Origin of the sequence: Halosimplex halobium (assembly GCF_051414055.1) — an archaeon.
Classification (GTDB): Archaea; Halobacteriota; Halobacteria; order Halobacteriales; family Haloarculaceae; genus Halosimplex; species Halosimplex halobium.
Map to the genome: position 1 here is coordinate 175,314 of NZ_JBLKNX010000001.1, position 19,193 is coordinate 194,506.

Annotated in this window: 19 protein-coding genes; 7 read left to right on the plus strand and 12 right to left on the minus strand. The window is 71.6% G+C overall.

Features of this window, described 5'->3' with window-relative positions:
- The first annotated feature begins 514 nt into the window (after positions 1 to 514).
- Genes ACMGFG_RS00925 through ACMGFG_RS00940 form a run of 4 tightly spaced genes read left to right on the plus strand, consistent with a single transcriptional unit; the run spans position 515 to position 8,112 of the window.
- Positions 515 to 2,263 (plus strand): L-lactate permease, encoded by a 1,749-nt coding sequence (locus tag ACMGFG_RS00925; protein ID WP_436928472.1) that lies wholly within the window; start codon positions 515 to 517, stop codon positions 2,261 to 2,263.
- Positions 2,264 to 2,265: 2 nt separating this feature from the next.
- Positions 2,266 to 5,361, plus strand: coding sequence for an FAD-binding and (Fe-S)-binding domain-containing protein (locus tag ACMGFG_RS00930; RefSeq protein ID WP_436928473.1), 3,096 nt, complete (start codon positions 2,266 to 2,268; stop codon positions 5,359 to 5,361).
- A gap of 7 nt (positions 5,362 to 5,368) precedes the next feature.
- Positions 5,369 to 5,899 (plus strand): LUD domain-containing protein, encoded by a 531-nt coding sequence (locus ACMGFG_RS00935; protein ID WP_436928474.1) that lies wholly within the window; start codon positions 5,369 to 5,371, stop codon positions 5,897 to 5,899.
- 44 nt (positions 5,900 to 5,943) lie between these two features.
- Positions 5,944 to 8,112: an LUD domain-containing protein gene (locus ACMGFG_RS00940; protein ID WP_436928777.1), complete on the plus strand. Its 2,169-nt coding sequence runs from the start codon at positions 5,944 to 5,946 to the stop codon at positions 8,110 to 8,112.
- Here the strand turns inward: ACMGFG_RS00940 and ACMGFG_RS00945 are convergent.
- The 12 genes from ACMGFG_RS00945 to ACMGFG_RS01000 form a co-directional block, all read right to left on the minus strand.
- Complete coding sequence (locus ACMGFG_RS00945; protein WP_436928475.1) at positions 8,109 to 8,567, minus strand: hypothetical protein; 459 nt, start codon at positions 8,565 to 8,567, stop codon at positions 8,109 to 8,111. The two genes, ACMGFG_RS00940 and ACMGFG_RS00945, sit on opposite strands and share 4 nt — an antisense overlap.
- Complete coding sequence (locus ACMGFG_RS00950; protein ID WP_436928476.1) at positions 8,564 to 10,300, minus strand: Nramp family divalent metal transporter; 1,737 nt, start codon at positions 10,298 to 10,300, stop codon at positions 8,564 to 8,566. The genes ACMGFG_RS00945 and ACMGFG_RS00950 overlap by 4 nt, the downstream gene beginning before the upstream one ends.
- Before the next feature lie 100 nt (positions 10,301 to 10,400).
- Positions 10,401 to 10,973: an ArsR family transcriptional regulator gene (locus ACMGFG_RS00955; protein ID WP_436928477.1), complete on the minus strand. Its 573-nt coding sequence runs from the start codon at positions 10,971 to 10,973 to the stop codon at positions 10,401 to 10,403.
- A 116-nt stretch (positions 10,974 to 11,089) separates the two neighbouring features.
- Positions 11,090 to 11,647, minus strand: coding sequence for a hypothetical protein (locus tag ACMGFG_RS00960; protein WP_436928478.1), 558 nt, complete (start codon positions 11,645 to 11,647; stop codon positions 11,090 to 11,092).
- 207 nt (positions 11,648 to 11,854) lie between these two features.
- Complete coding sequence (locus ACMGFG_RS00965) at positions 11,855 to 12,427, minus strand: hypothetical protein (RefSeq protein WP_436928479.1); 573 nt, start codon at positions 12,425 to 12,427, stop codon at positions 11,855 to 11,857.
- Positions 12,427 to 12,804 carry a hypothetical protein gene (locus ACMGFG_RS00970; protein WP_436928480.1) on the minus strand — a complete coding sequence of 126 codons (378 nt, stop codon included), beginning with the start codon at positions 12,802 to 12,804 and terminating at the stop codon, positions 12,427 to 12,429. The genes ACMGFG_RS00965 and ACMGFG_RS00970 overlap by 1 nt, the downstream gene beginning before the upstream one ends.
- Before the next feature lie 256 nt (positions 12,805 to 13,060).
- On the minus strand, positions 13,061 to 13,429 hold the full coding sequence (locus ACMGFG_RS00975; RefSeq protein WP_436928481.1) for a rhodanese-like domain-containing protein: 369 nt from the start codon (positions 13,427 to 13,429) through the stop codon (positions 13,061 to 13,063).
- Positions 13,430 to 13,503: 74 nt separating this feature from the next.
- Positions 13,504 to 13,941: an NUDIX hydrolase gene (locus tag ACMGFG_RS00980; protein ID WP_436928482.1), complete on the minus strand. Its 438-nt coding sequence runs from the start codon at positions 13,939 to 13,941 to the stop codon at positions 13,504 to 13,506.
- A gap of 161 nt (positions 13,942 to 14,102) precedes the next feature.
- Positions 14,103 to 14,741 (minus strand): NUDIX hydrolase, encoded by a 639-nt coding sequence (locus tag ACMGFG_RS00985; protein WP_436928483.1) that lies wholly within the window; start codon positions 14,739 to 14,741, stop codon positions 14,103 to 14,105.
- On the minus strand, positions 14,738 to 15,157 hold the full coding sequence (locus tag ACMGFG_RS00990; RefSeq protein ID WP_436928484.1) for a hypothetical protein: 420 nt from the start codon (positions 15,155 to 15,157) through the stop codon (positions 14,738 to 14,740). The genes ACMGFG_RS00985 and ACMGFG_RS00990 overlap by 4 nt, the downstream gene beginning before the upstream one ends.
- Positions 15,158 to 15,212: 55 nt before the next feature.
- Positions 15,213 to 15,707, minus strand: coding sequence for a DUF5809 family protein (locus ACMGFG_RS00995; RefSeq protein WP_436928485.1), 495 nt, complete (start codon positions 15,705 to 15,707; stop codon positions 15,213 to 15,215).
- 24 nt (positions 15,708 to 15,731) lie between these two features.
- Positions 15,732 to 16,277: a DUF5810 domain-containing protein gene (locus ACMGFG_RS01000; RefSeq protein ID WP_436928486.1), complete on the minus strand. Its 546-nt coding sequence runs from the start codon at positions 16,275 to 16,277 to the stop codon at positions 15,732 to 15,734.
- 150 nt (positions 16,278 to 16,427) lie between these two features.
- Between ACMGFG_RS01000 and ACMGFG_RS01005 the strand changes: the two genes are divergently transcribed.
- From ACMGFG_RS01005 to ACMGFG_RS01015, 3 genes are all read left to right on the plus strand, one after another.
- Positions 16,428 to 16,997: a metal-dependent hydrolase gene (locus ACMGFG_RS01005; protein WP_436928487.1), complete on the plus strand. Its 570-nt coding sequence runs from the start codon at positions 16,428 to 16,430 to the stop codon at positions 16,995 to 16,997.
- A gap of 23 nt (positions 16,998 to 17,020) precedes the next feature.
- Entirely contained in the window at positions 17,021 to 17,656 is a 636-nt protein-coding gene (locus ACMGFG_RS01010; protein ID WP_436928488.1) for a uracil-DNA glycosylase, read from the plus strand.
- Between the two features lie 143 nt (positions 17,657 to 17,799).
- Positions 17,800 to 19,143: a hypothetical protein gene (locus tag ACMGFG_RS01015; RefSeq protein WP_436928489.1), complete on the plus strand. Its 1,344-nt coding sequence runs from the start codon at positions 17,800 to 17,802 to the stop codon at positions 19,141 to 19,143.
- Positions 19,144 to 19,193 lie beyond the last annotated feature (50 nt).

Sequence of the window (19,193 nt, forward strand, 5' to 3'; positions counted from 1 at the left end):
CCCCGGCCGGTAGCTCGCAGTCACCACGGTCCGCGTGCGCCCGGCGGAGCAGTGCCCAGCTCGACCCGGCCCCCGATCCGACCGCGCGCGAGAGCGCGCCCTGCGGTCGCTCGCTGCCGCCCGGGTGACGCCTCGCACCGCCGCCCGGCGGGCGTCCCCGCGGCGAGCGTGGCCGGACCGGTCGCGTCGTTCGATTACAGTCGTGTGTACCGCCGATATCAGCCCGTTACCGCCGGGATACAGTCGAGTGTACTCGGCGCCGCTCGGTACACACAACTGTACCAAGGACCCAGACCGAGGCATTTGTATCAGAAACTATTGTAACGAAATATTCGACCAGGTTTCGGAATAGAGTATATAAGATGATCTGAGAGTGTTAGTATCGCCTGCGAGCGAGTTGAACGGTAGATGGGTATAAATATTCGATATCGGACCCGGCGAGTATGCCGGGCACACTGGCACGCAGCGACTGGCACAGTGGAGGACCGACCGCGACCGAACGGAGGTGGGGGCCGTGGCGACAGTGACCCAGGTCGGGCTGGCGCTGTTGCCGCTGGCCGCGATCACGGTGTTGATGGTCGTGTTGTACCAGCCGGCGACGCGGACGATGCCGATCGCGTGGGGCATCGCGGTCGTCGCGGGGTACGTCGGCTGGGGGATGTCGCCGGACCTGCTGGCGGCCGCGTCGATCGTCGGGGTGTTCACCGCGACGGAGATCCTGTGGATCGTCTTCGGCGCGATACTGCTGTTGTACACGCTCAAGCAGTCGGGCGCGTTCGACGTGATCAACGCGGGGTTCTCGTCGATCAGCGACGACCGGCGCGTGCAGGTCGTCCTGCTCGTGTTCCTGATGGGGTCGTTCATCGAGGGCGCGGCCGGCTTCGGGACGCCCGCGGCGATCGTCGGCCCCCTGCTGGTCGGGCTGGGCTTCCCGCCGATGGCCGCGGTCGTGGTCGCGCTGACGGGCAACCTGATGGCGATCACCTTCGGCGCGGTCGGGACGCCGCTGATCATCGGGCTCGAGGACGTGTTCTCGACGGGGTCGATCCCGAGCGAGCTCTCGGCGGCGGGCTTCGAGTCGGTCTCGGCCTACGTCGCCCAGGTCGCCGTCTGGGCCGCGTCGATCCACGCCGTCGTCGGGATCGCCCTGCCGTTCATCGGCGTCGCGATGATGACCCGCTTCTTCGGCGAGGAACGGTCGATCAGGCCGGCGCTGGAGGTGCTGCCGCTGACGCTGTACGCGTGGGCCACGTTCGCGGTCCCCTACTGGCTGACCGCCTACTTCCTGGGGCCGACCTTCCCCGCGCTCATCGGCGCGATGATCGGGCTGTTCGTCACCGCGGCGACGCTCCGGGCGGGGTACCTGCGGCCCGACGAGGAGTGGGACTTCGGTCCCCGGGAGAACTGGCCCGCCCACTGGGTCGGTGACATCGAACCCGGCGAGAGCACGGGCGCCGGCGGCGCGACCGGGACCGGGAGCGGCCCCGCGGCGGCCGACGGCGGCACCGCGACGGCGACGGACCGAGGGATGTCCCTGGGGATGGCCTGGCTGCCCTACATCCTGACCGCGGCGCTCCTCGTGGTGACCCGCGTCTGGAGCCCGCTGCAGACGTTCCTCCAGTCGAACCTGATCGTCGCCTGGACGGACATCTTCGGCTACGCCGACCTGTCGGGGTCGTTCCGGACCCTCTACCTGCCGGGGGCGATCTTCGTCGTCGTCAGCGTCATCACGTACTTCCTGCACGACATGGACGCCCCGGAGATCCGGGCTTCGTGGCGCGAGACCGTCGAGAAGATCCTCCCGGCCGTGGTCGCGCTGTGGTTCGCGGTCGCGACCGTCCAGGTCATGATCAACTCCGGGCGGGCCGGGAACCTCGACAGTATGCTCGTCGTGCTCTCGGACCTGACGGCCAACGCCGCCGGCGTCGCCTACCCGTTCTTCGCGTCGCTGGTCGGCGCGTTCGGCGCGTTCATCGCGGGCTCGAACACGGTCAGCGACATCCTGTTCGGCACCTTCCAGTACAACGCCGCCCAGAACATCGGCGTGCCGACGCAGGTCGTCGTCGGCGCCCAGGCGGTCGGCGGCGCCATCGGCAACCTCGTCGCCATCCACAACGTCGTCGCCGCGCTGGCCGTCGTCGGGCTCGTCGGCGAGGAGGGGCGGGTCATCCGCCTCGAACTGATACCGCTCGCGTACTACGCGACGGCGACGGGACTGTTGACGCTGCTGTTCGCCTACGTCGTCGCCCCGGGAGCCTTCTGACGATGGCCGGCTCCGACCCCGCCGCGGCGACCGCTCGCCCGCCCGCGGACGACCGCCGGGCCGACTACGCCCACGTCGGCGGCCGCGACCCGTCGGAACTGGCGGCCGCGCTCCGCGCCCGGGTCGAGGGCGACGTGCGCTTCGACGACTACTCGCGGGAGCTGTACGCGACGGACGCGAGCATCTACGAGGTGCCGCCGGTCGGCGTCGTCTACCCGGAGTCGACCGCCGACGTGGCCGCCGTCGTCTCCTACTGCGCCGAGGCGAACGTGCCCGTTCTCCCCCGCGGGGGCGGCACCTCGCTCGCCGGCCAGACGGTCAACGAGGCGGTCGTCCTCGATTTCACCAGGCACATGGACGGGATCGGGGCCGTCGACCCCGACGCGCGGCGGGCGACCGCAGAGGTCGGAACGACCCTGGGCGAGCTGAACGCCGAACTGGCGCCCCACGACCTGAAGTTCGCGCCCGACCCCGCGTGGGGGGACAAGTCCGCCCTGGGCGGCGCCATCGGCAACAACTCCACGGGCGCCCACTCGCTGCAGTACGGCAAGACCGACCACTACGTCGAGTCCTGTGAGGTCGTCCTCGCCGACGGCACGGTGACGACGTTCGGCGAGGTGGCGGTCGACGAGCTGCGCGAGCGGACCGACCGGGATGGCGTCGAAGGGCGCGTCTACGCCGCCGTCGCGGACCTGCTCGACGACCACCGCGAGGCGATCGCCGCCGCCTACCCCGACCTGAAGCGCAACGTCTCGGGGTACAACCTCGACCGGCTCGTCGCCGAAGCGGAGGGCGAGTTCGGCGAACCGGGAACCGTGAACCTCGCGCGGCTGCTCGCCGGGAGCGAAGGGACGCTAGCCGTCGTGACGGAGGCGACCGTCTCGCTGGAACCAGTCCCCGAGACGAAGGCGATGGCCCTGCTGTGTTACGACGACCTGGTCGCCGCGATGGAAGACGTGGCACCGATCCTCGACCACGACCCGGCGGCCGTCGAGGTGCTCGACGACACGATGCTGGAGCTGGCCCGCGACACCGCCGAGTTCGCCGACGTAGCCGGGATGCTCCCCGACGGCACGCGAGCGACGCTGATCGTCGAGTTCTACGCCGCCGACGACGCTGCCGGCGAGGCCGCCGTCGACCGCCTGCTCGCCGACCGCCTGCGCGGGGAGCCGGCCGGCGCGGCCGACGGCGGGACGCTCGCCCGCGACGGCGCCGCGCCCGTCCGCGCCGACGAGGCGCTGGAGGCGCACGACGACGCCGAGCGCGAGCGGTTCTGGAAGCTCCGCAAGTCCGGCCTGCCGATCCTGCTGTCGCGGACGACCGACGCGAAACACGTCGCGTTCATCGAGGACACGGCCGTCCCGCCCGAGAACCTCCCCGAGTACGTCAGCGACTTCCGGGACGTGCTGGACGACCACGACACGTTCGCCTCCTTCTACGCCCACGCCGGGCCAGGCGTGCTCCACATCCGGCCGCTGATCGACACCAAGAGCGTCAGCGGCGTCGAGCAGATGGTCTCGATCGCGGACGACGTGACGGACCTCGTCGTCGAGTACGGCGGGTCGGTCTCGGGCGAACACGGCGACGGCCGCGCCCGCACCGGCTGGTCCGAGAAGCTCTACGGGACCGACGTGTGGGCGCTGTTCCGCGAGCTGAAGACCGCGTTCGACCCGGACTGGCTGCTCAACCCCGGCCAGGTCGTCGGCGTCGACGAGGCGGCCGTCGAGGCCGGCGAGGCGCCCGAGCGCGCCCGCACCGTCGACATGGCGACCCGGTTGCGGTTCGACCCCGACTACGAGTTCGAGTCGACGCTGACGCCCACCCTCGACTGGGATGTCGACAACGGAATGGCCGGGATGGTCGAGCTCTGTCACGGCTGCGGCGGCTGTCGCGGTCCCCAGGCGACGACCGGGAGCGTGATGTGTCCGACCTACCGGGCCGCCGACGAGGAGATCACGTCGACCCGCGGCCGGGCGAACATGCTCCGCCAGGCGATGAGCGGTGACCTTCCGGCGGACCCGACCGACGAGGCGTTCGTCAGCGAGGTGCTGGACCTCTGTGTCGGCTGCAAGGGCTGTGCGCGGGACTGTCCCAGCGGCGTCGACATGGCGAAGCTGAAGGCGGAGGTGACCCACGCCTACCACGAGGAACACGGCGCGAGCCTCCGTGACAGGCTGTTCGCCAACGTCGACACGCTGTTCGGCCTCGGGAGCGCGGTCGCGCCGCTGGCGAACCTGCTCGCCGCGGTCCCGGGCGCGGACTCCCTCCTGGAGAAGACGCTCGGCATCGCCCGCGAGCGGGAGACGCCGACGCTCCACCGGACGACGTTCGTCGACTGGTTCGAGGCCCGCGGCCCCGCGATCCCCGCCGGCGAGGCCGAGCGGTCGGTCGTCCTCCTCCCCGACTCGTACTCGAACTACACCCACCCCGAGGTCGGGAAGTCGGCCGTGCGCGTACTCGAAGCCGCGGGCGTCCACGTCGAACTGGCCGGGACGACCGACAGCGGTCGGCCGGCGTTCTCGAAGGGGCTGCTCGACGCCGCGCGGGCGACCGCCGAGGACAACGTCGAGCGGCTCCGCCCGCACGTCGACGCCGGCCTGCCCGTGGTCTGTCTGGAGCCGTCGGACGCCGTCATGCTCCAGTCGGACTACCTCGACCTGCTCGGTCACGACGACCCGGACGCGGCCGCGCTGGCCGAGGGTACGTACGGCTTCTGCGAGTTCCTCGACCGGACCGGGCTCGACGACCGCGTCGACTGGGCGGCGCCCGACGAGGCGCTGACCTACCACGGTCACTGCCACCAGAAGGCCACCAAGAAGGACCACCACGCCGTCGGCGTCCTCCGCCGCGCGGGCTACGCGGTCGACCCGCTGGACTCGGGCTGTTGCGGGATGGCCGGTAGCTTCGGCTACGAGGCCGAACACTACTCGATGAGCAAGGCCATCGGGTCGATCCTCTTCGACCAGGTGGCCGACAGCGACGGGGACACCGTCGTCGCGCCCGGCGCGTCCTGCCGGACGCAGCTCGGCGACCGGCCGGACGCCGACGGAGCGCCGCCCCATCCGGCGGAGGCGCTCGCGGACGCGATCGACGACTGAGAACCCAATGACACGGACAGACACCGACACGGCGGCCGAGGGGGCGACCCTGAACCGCTTTCTCGACCGCCTCGACGACTTCGACGTATCGCACGCGCTCGTCGCTCCCGACGGCGTCGCGGCCGCGGTCGACGCGGCCGCGTCCGAGCCGGCCGTCGGGGTCGCGCTCCCGGACGGGCTCGGCGACCTCCCGGCGGGGGTCACGACCGACTGGTCGCCGGCCGACCTGCGCGGGGCGGCGACCGGCGTGACCCCCGCGTCGCTCGGCGTCGCCGACTACGGGAGCCTCGTGCTCCCGACGACGCCCGCCGGCGTCGAGCCGGTGAGCCTCTTCGCCGACGGGCACGTCGCCGTCGTCGCCGAGCGCGACGTGGTCCCGGGGATGGCCGACGCGCTCGCGCGCCTCGGAGACCGGTTCCGCGCGGACGGCGACAGCGCCGTCGTCGCGACCGGACCCAGCGCGACCGCCGACATGGGCGCGCTGGTGAAAGGCGCCCACGGCCCGAAGACGGTCCACGCGGTGGTGGTCCGGTCGTGACCCCCGACGCCCGGGCCGAGAAGGCCGAGCACATCCGGCGGGTCATGGCGGCCGAGGGCGAGGCGGTCGCGGAGAACACGCGCGGGTTCAACGACGGCCGCTACGAGTCGGTCGCCGCCCTGGAGGACTACGAGGCGCTCAAGGACGAGGCCCGCGCCGTCAAGGCGGACGCGGTCGAGCGGCTCCCCGAACTCCTCGACGAACTGCGCGCGTCCGTCGAGGAAAACGGCGGGACGGTCTACCTCGCCGACGACGCCGCCGAGGCCAACGAGTACGTCCGCGAGGTCGTCGCCGACGCCGGCGGCGACCGCGTCGTCAAGAGCAAGTCGATGACGACCGAGGAGCTGGAACTCAACGGGGCGCTGGCGGCCGACGGCGTCGACGTGGTCGAGACGGACCTGGGCGAGTGGGTCCTCCAGGTCGCCGACGAGGCACCCTCCCACATCGTCGCGCCGGCGATCCACAAGTCCCGCGAGGCCATCGCCGAGCTGTTCGAGGCGCGGTTCGACCCCGACGAGCCGCTGGAGACGGCCGCGGACCTGACCGCCTTCGCCCGGCGGACGCTCGCCGAGCGGATCGCCGACGCGGACGTGGGCGTCACCGGCGCGAACTTCCTCGCCGCCGACTCCGGGACGATGGCGCTGGTCACCAGCGAGGGCAACGCCCGCAAGACGGTGACCGCGACCGACACCCACGTCGCCGTCGCCGGCGTCGAGAAGGTGATCCCGACCGTCGAGGACCTGGCGCCGTTCGTCGAACTCATCGGCCGCTCCGGGACCGGCCAGGACATCACCTCGTACGTCTCCCTGCTGACCCCGCCGGTCGACTCGCCGACGCTGGAGTTCGACGCCGACGAGACCGGGGATCCCGGCGACCGCGACTTCCACCTCGTGCTCGTCGACAACGGCCGCCTCGCCATGCGCGAGGACGACGACCTGCGGGAGACGCTGTACTGCATCCGGTGCTCGGCCTGCTCGAACTCGTGTGCGAACTTCCAGCAGGTCGGGGGCCACGTCTTCGGCGGCGAGACCTACTCCGGCGGGATCGCGACCGGCTGGGAGGCCGGCGTCGAGGGGCTGGACACCGCGGGCGAGTTCAACGACCTCTGTACCGGCTGCAGCCGCTGTGTGAACGCCTGTCCCGTCGGGATCGACATCCCGTGGATCAACACGGTCGTCCGCGACCGGGTCAACCGCGGCGAGACCGCCGGCGGGTTCGACTTCCTCGTCGACGGGCTCGCGCCGGACGCCGAGCCGGCGGGGCTGGACCCCCAGAAGCGGCTGTTCGGCAACTTCGCGACGCTGGCCCGCCTCGGGAGCGCGACCGCGCCGCTGTCGAACCGGGTCGCCGACGCGGCCCCCGTCCGGGCGCTCATGGAGCGGACCCTCGGCGTCGACCGGCGGCGCGAGTTGCCGACCTTCGAGCGGGAGACGCTCCGGGCGTGGGCCGACGGCCGCGCCCCCGTGGTCAACCCCGACCGGGACGTGGTGCTGTTCCCCGACCTCTACACCAACCACGTCCGGACCGACCGCGGGAAGGCGGCGGTCCGGGCGCTCGAAGCGCTCGGGGTCTCGGTCGGGGTCCCGGACGTGAGCGCCAGCGGGCGCGCGCCGCTCTCCCAGGGGATGGTGGCCACGGCCCGCGAGTACGCCGAGCGAGTCGCCGACGCGCTCGTCCCCGAGATCGAGGCCGGCCGCGACGTGGTCGTGGTCGAGCCCAGCGACCACGCGCTGTTCCAGCGGGAGTACGAGCGGCTGCTCGACGAGGACACATACGAGACGCTGGCCGCCGGCAGCTACGAGCTGTTCGAGTACATCTACGGCCTGCTGGAGAACGGGGCGGACCCCGAGGCGCTGGTCGACGGCGACGGCCGCCGGGTCGCCTACCACAGCCACTGCCAGCAGCGGACGCTGGGCGTCGAGCGCTACACCGAGGCGGTCCTGACCGACCGCGGGTTCGACGTGGTCACCTCCGACGCCGAGTGTTGCGGCATGGCCGGCAGCTTCGGCTACAAGCGGGAGTATTACGACGTGAGCGTCGCCGTCGGGGAGGACCTGGCCGACCAGTTCCGGACCGACGGGACGGGCGACCGGACCGTCGTCGCGAGCGGGACCTCCTGTCTCGAACAGCTCGCGGACCTCCTGGCACGGCCGAGCCGCCACCCGGTCGAGCTGCTCGTCCCCGACGGCCGCGACGTGCGCAGCGAGAACTAAAACAGGCCCCCCGCGGTCAGGCCGAGCCCGCGGCGGCGCTCGACCGTCGCCTCGTGGGGTTCGAGGACCGACCGCACCGCGCCCGTGAACCGGTCGAGGTCGAGCGGGCCGTGGACCCTGACCGAGAGGGCGTCGTCGCCGGCCTCGAGCAGGAGCTTCTCCCGGCCGACGGCGCCGCCGTCGAAGACGACGACCCGTTCCAGGCGGTCGTAGCGGATCGTCCGGCAGTCCTCGGCGGCTTCCAGCGCGGCGGCCAGTCCTTCCTGTTGGAGCGTCGCGGCGAAAGCGTCGGCGCTGCGCTCGGCGCCGCCGGAGGCGAGGTCCGTCGGCGTCGCGTAGCCGTACTCGACGGCCGCGACCCGTTCGGAGCAGAAGAGCACGTCCAGCAGCCGGAGCGGGTAGGTCCCGGTCATCGTGTGGTGGAGGTGGACCCCCACCGGACCGAGGTCGGTCACGGGAACAGCCCCCGGCCGGCGCCGGCCCCCTCGACGGTGCCGTCGCTCGCGGCTTTCGCCCGCGCGACCCGGTAGGCGGTGTAGCCCTGGACGGCGGCGTAGACGGCCCACAGCGCGTACCCGGCGGGGCCGCTCCCGAGGACGGTCGCGCTGACCGCGAACGCCGCGAGGCCGCCCTCCGAGGCGAGGGTGACGCCGACCAGCAGGACGCTGAAGTAGCCGAAGAAGGCGGCGGCCAGCCACATCGCGACGGTCCGCCCCCACCCGGGCATCGTGTGCTCGGGCAGCCGGACCGCGTTTATCAGCTGGACGACGACCGTGTAGGGCCACATCATCAGCCCGGACATCGCGGCCCCGACGACGAGCAGGCCGAACGGGTCCACCCCGACCGGCACCAGGAGGATGAGCACGCCCCACCCGCAGAAGAGGGTCAACAGCCCCCAGAACAGCCGCGGGAGGTCCCAGCCGGCGTCGCGGCCGTACAGCTCGTAGATGACGTCGGAGCTGTTGCGGACGAACGACTCGATGATCGCGTACTCGGTGGTGAACAGCGCGAGAAAGAGCGTGACGTAGACGAGGCCGCCGGCGAGCGGCCCCACCGAGGGGGCGATCCCGACCAGCCACATGTCGACGGCGCTGCGCTCGGTGCCCGGCGCGTGGGTGGCCGCGATCGAGACCATCGCCGTCGTCACGACGACCAGCCCCAGGGCGAACGTGAGCAGGTGTTCCAGCTGCGTGACTCGCCACCAGCCGCGCCAGCGCTCGACGTTCGGCGAGTCCGGTCGAAACGAGAAGCCGTCCTCGTGGACGGTCTCCGGGTCGTCGCCGGCGAAGGGGTTTTTGATCCGCCCCTGGTAGCGACCCATGCCGTAGCCTTTCTCGCGGATCCAGAGGCTCTGGGAGAGGTTGAGGTAGCCGCCGGCGCCGGCGTACGCGATGGCCCCCAGGAGGACGGCGACCGCCGTGACCGGCGGCCGGTCGCCCAGCGCCGCCGCCCCGTCCGGGACGGTCCCGACCGACGACAGCGAGCCGACGAGCGCGAACAGCGCGAGCGCGAAGGCGAGCGACGCGACGATCAGGACGATCTGGAGGCGCTCGACGACGTTGTACATGAGCGGCGTCACCTGGTAGGAGACCCAGATGAACACCATCAGGACGATGCCGAGGACCCGCCAGCCGGCGACGGCGACCCCGGCCACGTCGTAGGTGCCCAGCGACAGGCCGGCGGCGCCGACCCGCGCGGCGTTGGCGGCCCAGCCGGGCCAGCCGAGGCTGACGAACCCGCCGAGCATGAACGCCAGCGGGACCGCCGGATGGACCCGCTCCATCGCCCGGAAGACGGTCTCGCCGGTCGCCAGCGTCCAGCGCTGGATCTCCGTGTTGAGGACGAACTGGACGGCCACGCCCGCGAGGAAGATCCAGTACAGCGCCCAGCCGTAGCGGGCGACGAGCTGGGGCCAGAACAGCGTCTCCCCGCTCCCGAGCGACGCCCCGAGCATGATCGCGCTGGGGCCGACGACGTACTTGAGCCGGGGCACCTTCGGGAGGTCCAGCAGCCGGAAGGAGCCGCCGCGGCCCTCGTCGGGATGGTCGTCGGTCGCCGGCGCCTCGTCGAGGTTGTCGTAGGCGACCGGCGTGTACCGCGCGGTCGGGGCGTCGAACTCGTCGGGCGCGGCGTAGACGGGCGAGTGGCCGTCCGCGTCGTCGCCGTCGGTCCCGCTGTCGTCGGCCACCGTGACTCACCCCGCTCCGTCCGCGTCGCCGCAGTCGCTCACCGTCCGGTCGGTCACCGCCGCCGTCGTCCGAGGGGGCGTCGGGGAGGTTCCCACGGGGTCACCCTCCGACGTAGTGCCAGGCGTGGTCGCGGTCGTCGGCCACGTCGACGTTCGGGAGGTCCTTGAGCGCCGGTTCGATGTGCTCCCACCACTCGTCGGCCGTCTCGTAGCCGGCGGGGTGCTCGGGGAACACCTCCTCGAGGATCGCAGCCGTCGAGGCGTCGGGGTGCTCGCTGAGGTAGTCGTAGGCCGCTCGCAGCGCCTCGCGGCGGCGTTCGAGCGTCTCGCCCGACCCGGGCAGGTCCGCACGTTCGATCTCGGCGTCGACCGACGGCTCCCGGCCGGCCGCGTCGAACCGCGGGTCGGCCCCGCCGCTCTCCATCGGCACCCACCACACCCGGCCGCGGGCGCCGACCTTCCGCGTGGCGAGGTGACCGCGCTCGACCAGTTCGTTGAGCTTGTTGTGGGCGGTCCGCCGCGAGCAGTCCAACTCCTCCATCACGTCGTTCGCCGTCAGCGGCCGCGCCGGGTCGGCCCGGGACCTGAACACGCTCAGCACCGCGTCGAGCGGGAACTCCGACGCGGTCGATCCCGTTCCCGGGGGCTCGGCTGCCGTGTCGCCCGCGTTCATTACCCGACGTTTCACGCTCGCATATAATGTATTTTGATGCGAAACCCACGCGATGACTCATGCGGAACGCCCTTTGACCCGGGGCCGCGGACGGGGGTCGTAGCGGCGACGAGCGGTTACGCCGAGTCGATATCGATATCGGACATCAGACCGCCGACGAACCCCATGCGCTCCACGGAGCGTTTCGCGCTCTCGGCGTGCTCGGCTTTCTCCTCCGGAAGTCTGTCGGACAGGTCGTCGAGCGCGTCGACCAGCGCCGCTCGCTCGGCGGTGAGCTCCGCCGCGTCGAGCGCGACGCCGAGCGTGTCGAAGCCGTCGACAGCGGCGGACCGGACCCTGCCGTCGTCGTCCTCGAGCGCTTCGAGCAGGAGTTCGACGAGGCAGTCCCTGATCCCGGCGAGGTCGTCGGTCGTGTACCCGTCGACACGGTCGCCCTCGACGGCGGCGATCTGGAGTTCGAGCATCGGATAGGCGTCCCGCAGGAAGCGGACGACCGCCTGTCTGACGTAGCCGTCGTCGTTCCCGTAGACCGGATAGCACGCGTCGAACAGCGCCGGATACTCCTCGACGCGCTCGGTCGCGTCGACGGCCTCGACCTCGTCGATCGCCTCGTTCACGCGGTCGGTGTCGCCGGAGGCGAGCGCCTCGGCGAACGACTCGGGGGAACGGTCCATAGTCGCGGTACACAGGCCGGTCTCCTGTCAGTTTCGATCGGTACGACGAGCGGCGGGTCCGCCCGTGCTCGCAGTCCGGCCGAAGCCCGATCGAGTACCCGTTTCACCGGCGCCGGACTCCCTCTCCCGGTGGCGATAACGAGCAGTTACCACCGCTGAGGCCCGGTTTCTATCGATAGCTCCGATACCGATAGAAATCGGACGGACTCAGTCGAGCAGGTCGAGTAACTGCGCAACGTAGGGGCTGTCTCCCCAACTCCGGTGTGGACTGATCGTCCGGATCAGTGCGCGTGCTTCCTCGACGCTCATGTGACCGTCGCGAGCGTAGTCACAGAGCAAGCGAGGCGTCGGAACGATCCGTGGTCCGGTTAGTGCCGCGTGGACGAGCGCGAAGTTGTTGCCGCCGAACTCGTCGGTCAGAAACCCGTCGACTTCGAGCGTGTTCGCCAGAACGATGCCGTCCGTTTCGCCGTCGTCGAGACCGAACGTCGGACGCGATTCGGGTGTCGCGGTGCGCTGGTACGGGTCCTCGACGTCGTAGTGGGATCGTGCGGCGAGGACGTTGTTGGCGGCCGCCGCGTGGATGTCGCTGTACTGTGCCAGTTCCTGTAGCTCCGTGATGACCGACGGTGGCACCGAAACGTCACACGAGGTGAGCACGTACTGTAGCGGGTCCGGTTCCGTCTGCGTGTCGTAGGTTCGATCGGCGCTCGGGACGGCGAGGCTCACGAGCGCGCTCGTGTCCGCGACGACCGCCCGCAGGCGTGTCCGACCGCTCATCACTCGTCTGTCGACTCGTCAGCCGCGTCGGGCGTCACGGAACGGCGGTCGTCGTCGTAGATGTCCGTATCGTCGGGCGCGGCGAGGTCGTACGGCTCCTCGTCGAGGTCGGCCTTGAGAAGTCGCAACCGCTGGGCGGTTTCGGGGTCGACGAGCCGCTTGACCGTCTCGAAGTCGAGGTCGTCCTCGTAGTAGCGGCGGGCGACCAACTCCTGAAACCCCTCGTCGCTGGCGGTGGCTTCGATGTACTCGCGCATCGCCTCGACGAGGAGGTCCGTGCGATCCGTGCCGAACAGGTCCGCGATGGCGTCGAGGCGCTCGACGAGGGACTCGGGCGACTGGAAGTGAACCCGCTTGTGGTCGTCACTCGCGCTCATCTCGTGTGCACGTTCTGCACATAGCGTGATAAGTGCTCCGCCCAATACACAAAAATTGCACATTGCGGTGGGTACCGCCCGCCGCGAACGAACGGGCTTTTGACTGGTGCCGGACTACGCACGCACGGTGGCGATGACGAGCAGTTACCCCCCCTGAGCCCCTTGTGACGAGGACTTCCACCGAGCCACCGTCTCACGCCCGCGAGCGGTGGCGCTGGGCCGTATCGAGGACAGTATCCGAACGACAGCGACGGCGTCAGAACGGCGCCGCGGACTCGTCGCCGGCGTCGCCCGATACCTCTGCCTCAAGCGGCCCGTCCCACTCGCTGAGCCCGCCGGCGAGGCTCTCGACCGGGCCGTCGACGCCCTCGTAGGATCCCACCAGGCGAGCCGCCTGGACGCTGGACTTGCCCTTCGGGCAGACCGTCACGACGCGGTCGGCGCCGTCGAGTTCCTCGACGCGGTCCGTGAGTTCGTTCGCCGGGATGTTCTCGCTGCCGGGGATGTGTCCGCGCTCGAACGAGCCCGGATTCCGGATGTCGACGATCCGGAGATCGTCCGCGGGTTCGCCGTCGCCGTCGTCCAGTAGCGCCTGCAGTTCCTCGCAGGATATCTCGCCGTCCATCGTTGAGTCGGGATCGGGAGTCGGACGGCATAGGTTCGTCGGAGTCCGCCGGAGGGACCCGGGACGCCCCCCGACTACAGAAACCCCTCGTCGCGGGCGACGAGCAACGAAACGAGCGGGGCGGCGAACGGGACCTCACGCGACCGGACCGCGGCCACGGCGTCCTCGCGTGGGACCGTGTACACCTCGATGTCCTCGCCGCCCTCGCGCTCGGGAGTCCCGGGTTCCAGGTTCGACGCGTAGACGACCGCCTGGGTCATCCGGGTCCAGGCGGTGGGCTCGAACGCCTCCAGCAACTCGGCTTCGCCGGCGCGCAAGCCCGTCTCCTCGCGGAGTTCGCGGACGCCGGCGTCGACGAACGACTCGCCGTCGTCGACGGCGCCGCCCGGGACGGTCAGCAGCGACCGGTCCAGCCGGGCGTCGTACTGTTCGAGCAGGACGACCTCGCCGTCGGCCGTCTCGGCGACGACGGCCACGAAGTCGCCGGGGTCGATCCAGTAGTAGCGGCTCACCGCCCCGTCGGGCTGGCGGTACTCGTCGTAGCCGGCCTCGAAGTATGGGTTCTCCCAGACGACCTCGGTATCGAGCCGGGTTCAGTCGGCGCCGGCGTCGGCGGGCGGGTCGGCGAGGTCACCGGCGCTCGCGGGGATCGGGTCATCTCTCCGCTCGCCGGTCACAGCAGCCCCTCCGCCTGCGCGAGCAACACCCCTTCGATGGTGGCGTCGTTGGCGGGCTGGCGCCGCGCTACGTCGAGCGCGTCGTCGACGGGTACTGTGGTCACCGAGAGGAACTCGTTGCCGTCGAGTTTCCGCTCGACCGGTTCGAGCCCCTCGGCGAAGACGATGCCCCGGCGGTGGCGGAGCACGCCGGTCGAACACCAGAACTCCTCCAGCAGGGAGACGCCGGCGGGGTCGAAGCCCGTCTCCTCTCGCAGCTCGCGGGCGCCGGCGGTCGTGAACGACTCGCCGTCCTCGACGATGCCGGCGGGGAGTTCGAGGCACTGCTCGCGGATGACGGGGCGGTACTGGTCGACGAGGACGAGCTCGTCGCCGGTGCGGGCGACGACGACCACGGCGTCGGGGAGTTCCGCCCAGTAGTAGGACTTCTCGGAGCCGTCCGGCTGCTCGACGCGGTCGTAGCCGCCGGTGTACCAGCCGGTCTCGTACTCGGTCTCGCGCTCGGTGACCCGCCACTCGTGGCCGGGTTCGCGGGTCCGGCCGTCCGCCGCGGGGTCGGCCGCCTCGCGGTCGCCGCCGTCGGTCCGCTCGTCGTCGCGGTCGCCGCCGTCGTCCGCGTCGTCGCGGTCGCTCATGGTCGCTGTCCGACCGCGACCCGGTAAAGGGTGCCGTTGTACGAGACGAGCACGCCTGACTCGGAGACGGCGGTCGCGTTGCGCGCCGCCAGCGCCGACCGCTCGTCGAACGGCGAGTGGGTGAACGACTCCTTCAGCCCCCACGGGCCCTTGCGGTAGGGGTCGGAGGTGCCGTTGCGGAGCGCCTCCGTGGTGTAGGGGTAGCGCCGCTCCGAGAGGGTCGAGCCGTTGACGGCGGCGCTCTCGTTGACGGCCGCCGCGCCGGAGCCGTCGGCGGACCCGTTCACGTCGACGGGTTCGGCGGTGACGTAGTAGGGGTCGCCGCTGGCGAGCAGCGACGGGAGGGCACCGAGCGCGAGCAGCGCGACCACGACTCCGAGGATCAACAGGACGGCGTTGCGAGTGACCCGACGCATACCTCTCGCTACGGCGGAGCGCGTGAAAACGACACGGATACGCGACGGCGATACCCTACTCGCCGTTCGACTCGTCGGCCGCCTCTCCCTCCTCGTCGGCGTGCTCGCCGCCGCCGGAGTCACCGGCGTCGCCGGTCACCAGGTCGCGGTAGATCCGGCCGAACGCCTGCCGGCGGAGGGTGCCGACGGCGGCCTCGCGCTCCTCGTGGAAGGTCGCGGCGACGACCGCCTCGGCGGCCGGTGCGGCGTGCCAGACGACCCGGTCGACGTTCTCGCTGCCGACCTCGTGGACCTCGTAGCCGTCGTGGTCGGCGACCCACTCGTCGAACTCCGCGCGCGACCCGACGCGGACCTCCAGCATGGAGGCGAACAGCGCGTCGCGGGCGGTCTCGACCACGTCACTCGTCACGCGGTCGCGGTACTCCTCGGCGTCCATCCCCATCGCCTTCGCGGTCTCCTTGACGACGACCTGGGCCGTCGACCCGAGCGCCGCGTAGCGCTCGCGGGCCGCGGCGGCGGTCGCCGGCGAGAGCGTGCCCTCCGTGTCCATACCAGTCGGTTCGGCCGCCGCGACTTAGGAACCGTCGGTTTCGTCGTCGGCCGCGTCCCCGTCCGCGGCGTCCGCCGCCTCGTGTTCGTCGTCTTCGCCGTCCGCGGTGTCGGTGGACCCGTCGTCGCCCCCCTCCCCGTCCGCGCCGTCAGTGGCGTTCTCCCGCCGCTGGCGCGTCAGTTCCTTCGCCTCGGCGAGCACGTCGTCGGTCTCGCCCTCGAAGTCGTCGAGGTCGGCGACGCCGGCGGGCGCCGCGTTCTCGATGGCGTCGGCCCCACCGGGCATCGGGCCACCGGCGCCCTGGCGGCCGCCCCCGTGCTGGTGGTCGTGGCCGTGGTCGTGGTCGCCGCCGGTCGTGTCCTCGAAGACCTGGGGGAACTCCTCCTCGTCGGCGTGGTCGACGACCCGTTCGGCGAGTTCCGGGGGGTCCAGTTCCGCCCAGTCGTCGACGCGGTCGTCGAGCCAGGCCTCGTGGTCACCCCCGCGGAGCATGGCCGTGAACGCGAGGTGGTTGGCGAGGTGCTCGGCGTCGGCCTGGGGGTCGCCGCAGGCGGGACACGCGTAGCCCATACCCGCCCCGACGGCCGCGAGGCGCATATGCCTTTCAGAACCAGTTGGGGGTCGCGGCGGGAACGCGACTGCTCGACCCGCCGGCGTGTCCCGGTCGGTTCGCCGGGGAGCCGACACACGTAAGGACCGGACGCCCCTCGCCTCCGGTGGATGTGGCCCTGGGGACACCTCGCGCTGGCGTATCTCGCCTACAGTCTCTACTCCCGGCTCGGCCGAGGTCACCGCCCGACCCCGGCGACCGCGCTGGTCGTCGCCGTCGCCTCGCAGTTCCCGGACCTCGTCGACAAGCCGCTGGCGTGGACGCTGTCTGTCCTGCCGTCGGGCCGGTCGCTGGCCCACTCGCTGCTCGTCCTCGTGCCGCTGGTCGCCCTGCTGTACTCGGTGGCCCGCGCCCGCGACGAGGGCGAGGCGCCGCTCGCGGTCGCGTTCGGCGTCGGCGCCGTCGTCCACGCGTTCGGCGACGCGCTGTACTCGCTGGTCGCCCTGGAGGTCCGCGGGGCCGGTTTCCTGCTGTGGCCCGTCGTCCCGCCGATGGAGTACGAGGTCGAACAGAGCTTCGCGGCCCACCTCGCGCTGATCGACGCCTCCCCCGAACTGTACTTCGAGTTCCTGCTCGTCGCGGCCGCCGCCGTCGTCTGGCGGGCCGACGGCTACCCCGGCCTCGCGACCGTCCTCGCCTGGCCCGCCCGCGCCTGGCGCAGCGTCACCGGCCCCGAGTGACCACACGATCCGGGTGATCGACCGTGCCGACCTTCCCCGACCCCGACGACCGCAACGCCCTGGCCGACGGCTGCCGGCGCTGTCCCGCGCTGGCCGAGCGCCGGGAGCGCATCGCCTGGGGGAACGGACCGGCCGACGCGACGCTGGTGGTCGTCGGCGAGGCGCCCGCCGCGGGCGACCCGGACGCCGACCGCTGGCGGGGCGGCAACCTGACGGGCCTGGCCTACACCTCGCGGCGCTCCGGCCGGAAGGTCCGCGAGCTCGTCGCCGACGCGGGCTACGCTGGCGACGCCTACTACACGAACGCGGTCAAGTGCTTCCCCGCGGATCCCGACGACCCGACGGACAACCGCGAACCCACCGCCGAAGAGCGGGCGAACTGCCGGCCCTACCTGGTCGAGGAGGTCCGGACGGTCGACCCCGACGCGGTGCTCGCGACCGGGAAACACGCCACGAAGTCCGTGCTGGCGGTCGAGGGGCTGGATCTCGATGGGTTCCTCGACTCGGTGCTGGACACGGTCGAGTGCCGGGAGCTAGACACGACGCTCGTCCCGCTCGTGCATCCCTCCTACCAGGAGGTCTGGATCGGCCGGCTCGGCTACGCCCGCGAGGAGTACGTGGCGGCGATCCGGGAGACGGTCGCGGCCGTCGGGGAGTGACCGACCGCGGCGGTCCGGGAGCGACTGTTCGGAGCGGTCGGCGGGTTCCGCCGGGCGGTCGTCTCGGTCGAAGTCGACCCCGCGATCGGTGGAGGCCGGCGGTTTCAACAGCTATACAAACGCCGCCGGGGAACAGGCGGCCGATGCATTCCGGATCGGGTTCGCCCGCGGCCCCGCTCGGGGCCGCCGCGCGGTGGGCGTCGGAGCGCGACCAGTTGCCGCTGTCGCTCCGCGCGGTCGCCCGGTTCTACGCGCGGACCGGCGAACTCGACCTCACGGCGCTGCGGATCAAGTCGTGGGTCGACGACACGCTCGACGAATTTCTCGCGGACGCCTACGGCGCCATCGAGGCCGAACTGGAGCGCGAACTCGGCTACGAGGACGTCGACTTCCGCTACGAGACGAAGCTGACCCTCCCGGTCGAGCTGACGCTGGGCTATCTCTACCGCCGGGCGATCGAGGAGAGCGACGGGTACAATCCCGTGACCGACGAGCCGACGCGGTCGGCCGGGGACGCCGCCCGGTCGCTCGTCGGCGGGACCGACCCGGCCCGGCGAGAGCGGCTGCGACGCGAGGCGGCCGAACAGGTCGAGTTCGTCGGCCGCGTCGAGCGGGTCGCCCGCCTCTGCACGGAGGCGCTGCTCGACGGCGACATGCGCGACGCGATCAACGACGCGGAGTTCGGGGACTTCGAGACCGACCCGCCGCTCGACGACGCCGAACGGGAGCGGGCGGCCAGAATCGCCCAGTCCCGGCTCCGCGAGCGCGTCGACGCCCAGATGTCGGGGTTCCCCGACGCGGTCCGCGAGGCCTACGAGGCCGCCGTCGCGGAGTCGAACACCCACCAGGCCGACGACGAGCACTTCCGCGCGCTGATGGCGCGGGCGCTCGGCGAGGGCGAGAGCGACGGCGGGACGGACGCGGACACCGACGGGGCGGACGCGAAGGCCGGCGAGACGGAGAGGGACACCGGCGACGGGACGGATCCGGTCGCCGAGGACCCCGGGAAGGCCGTCGAGCGCATCGAGGCCGAGTACAAGTACGCGCCGTTCGACGGCGAGGCCGGGACGCTGACCGCGGAGGAGCGCGAGTGGCCCTACTGCAAGACCCAGTACGAGCGGGTCGGCGTCATCTACGAGGGGATGATCGAGATGTTCCGGGCCGCGGACATCCGGATCGAGCCCGCCTTCGAACACGCGGTCGTCCTGGCGATCATCGGCGCGCAGGTGTGGCTCGACGACGTGGACGACTTCGCGGCCGACCGCGCGGAGACGCAGCTGACGCCGGTCACCGCCGAGTACGTCGTCGCCGACGACGACCGGGAGGCATACGACCGCGTCGTCGACATCTCCTCGCTGTACCTCGACCGGGCGATCGAGTACGCCGTCGACTCCGAGTCCATCCTGACCGGGATCGCCGCCGAGTACATCTACCTCTCGGGCGACCCCGGCGCCCTCCCCGGGAGTCCGGGACGCCGGGACCGGTAGCTCCGACCGGTCGGCGGTCCATCCGCCGCTCGGCCCGCCCTCCGCAGTGC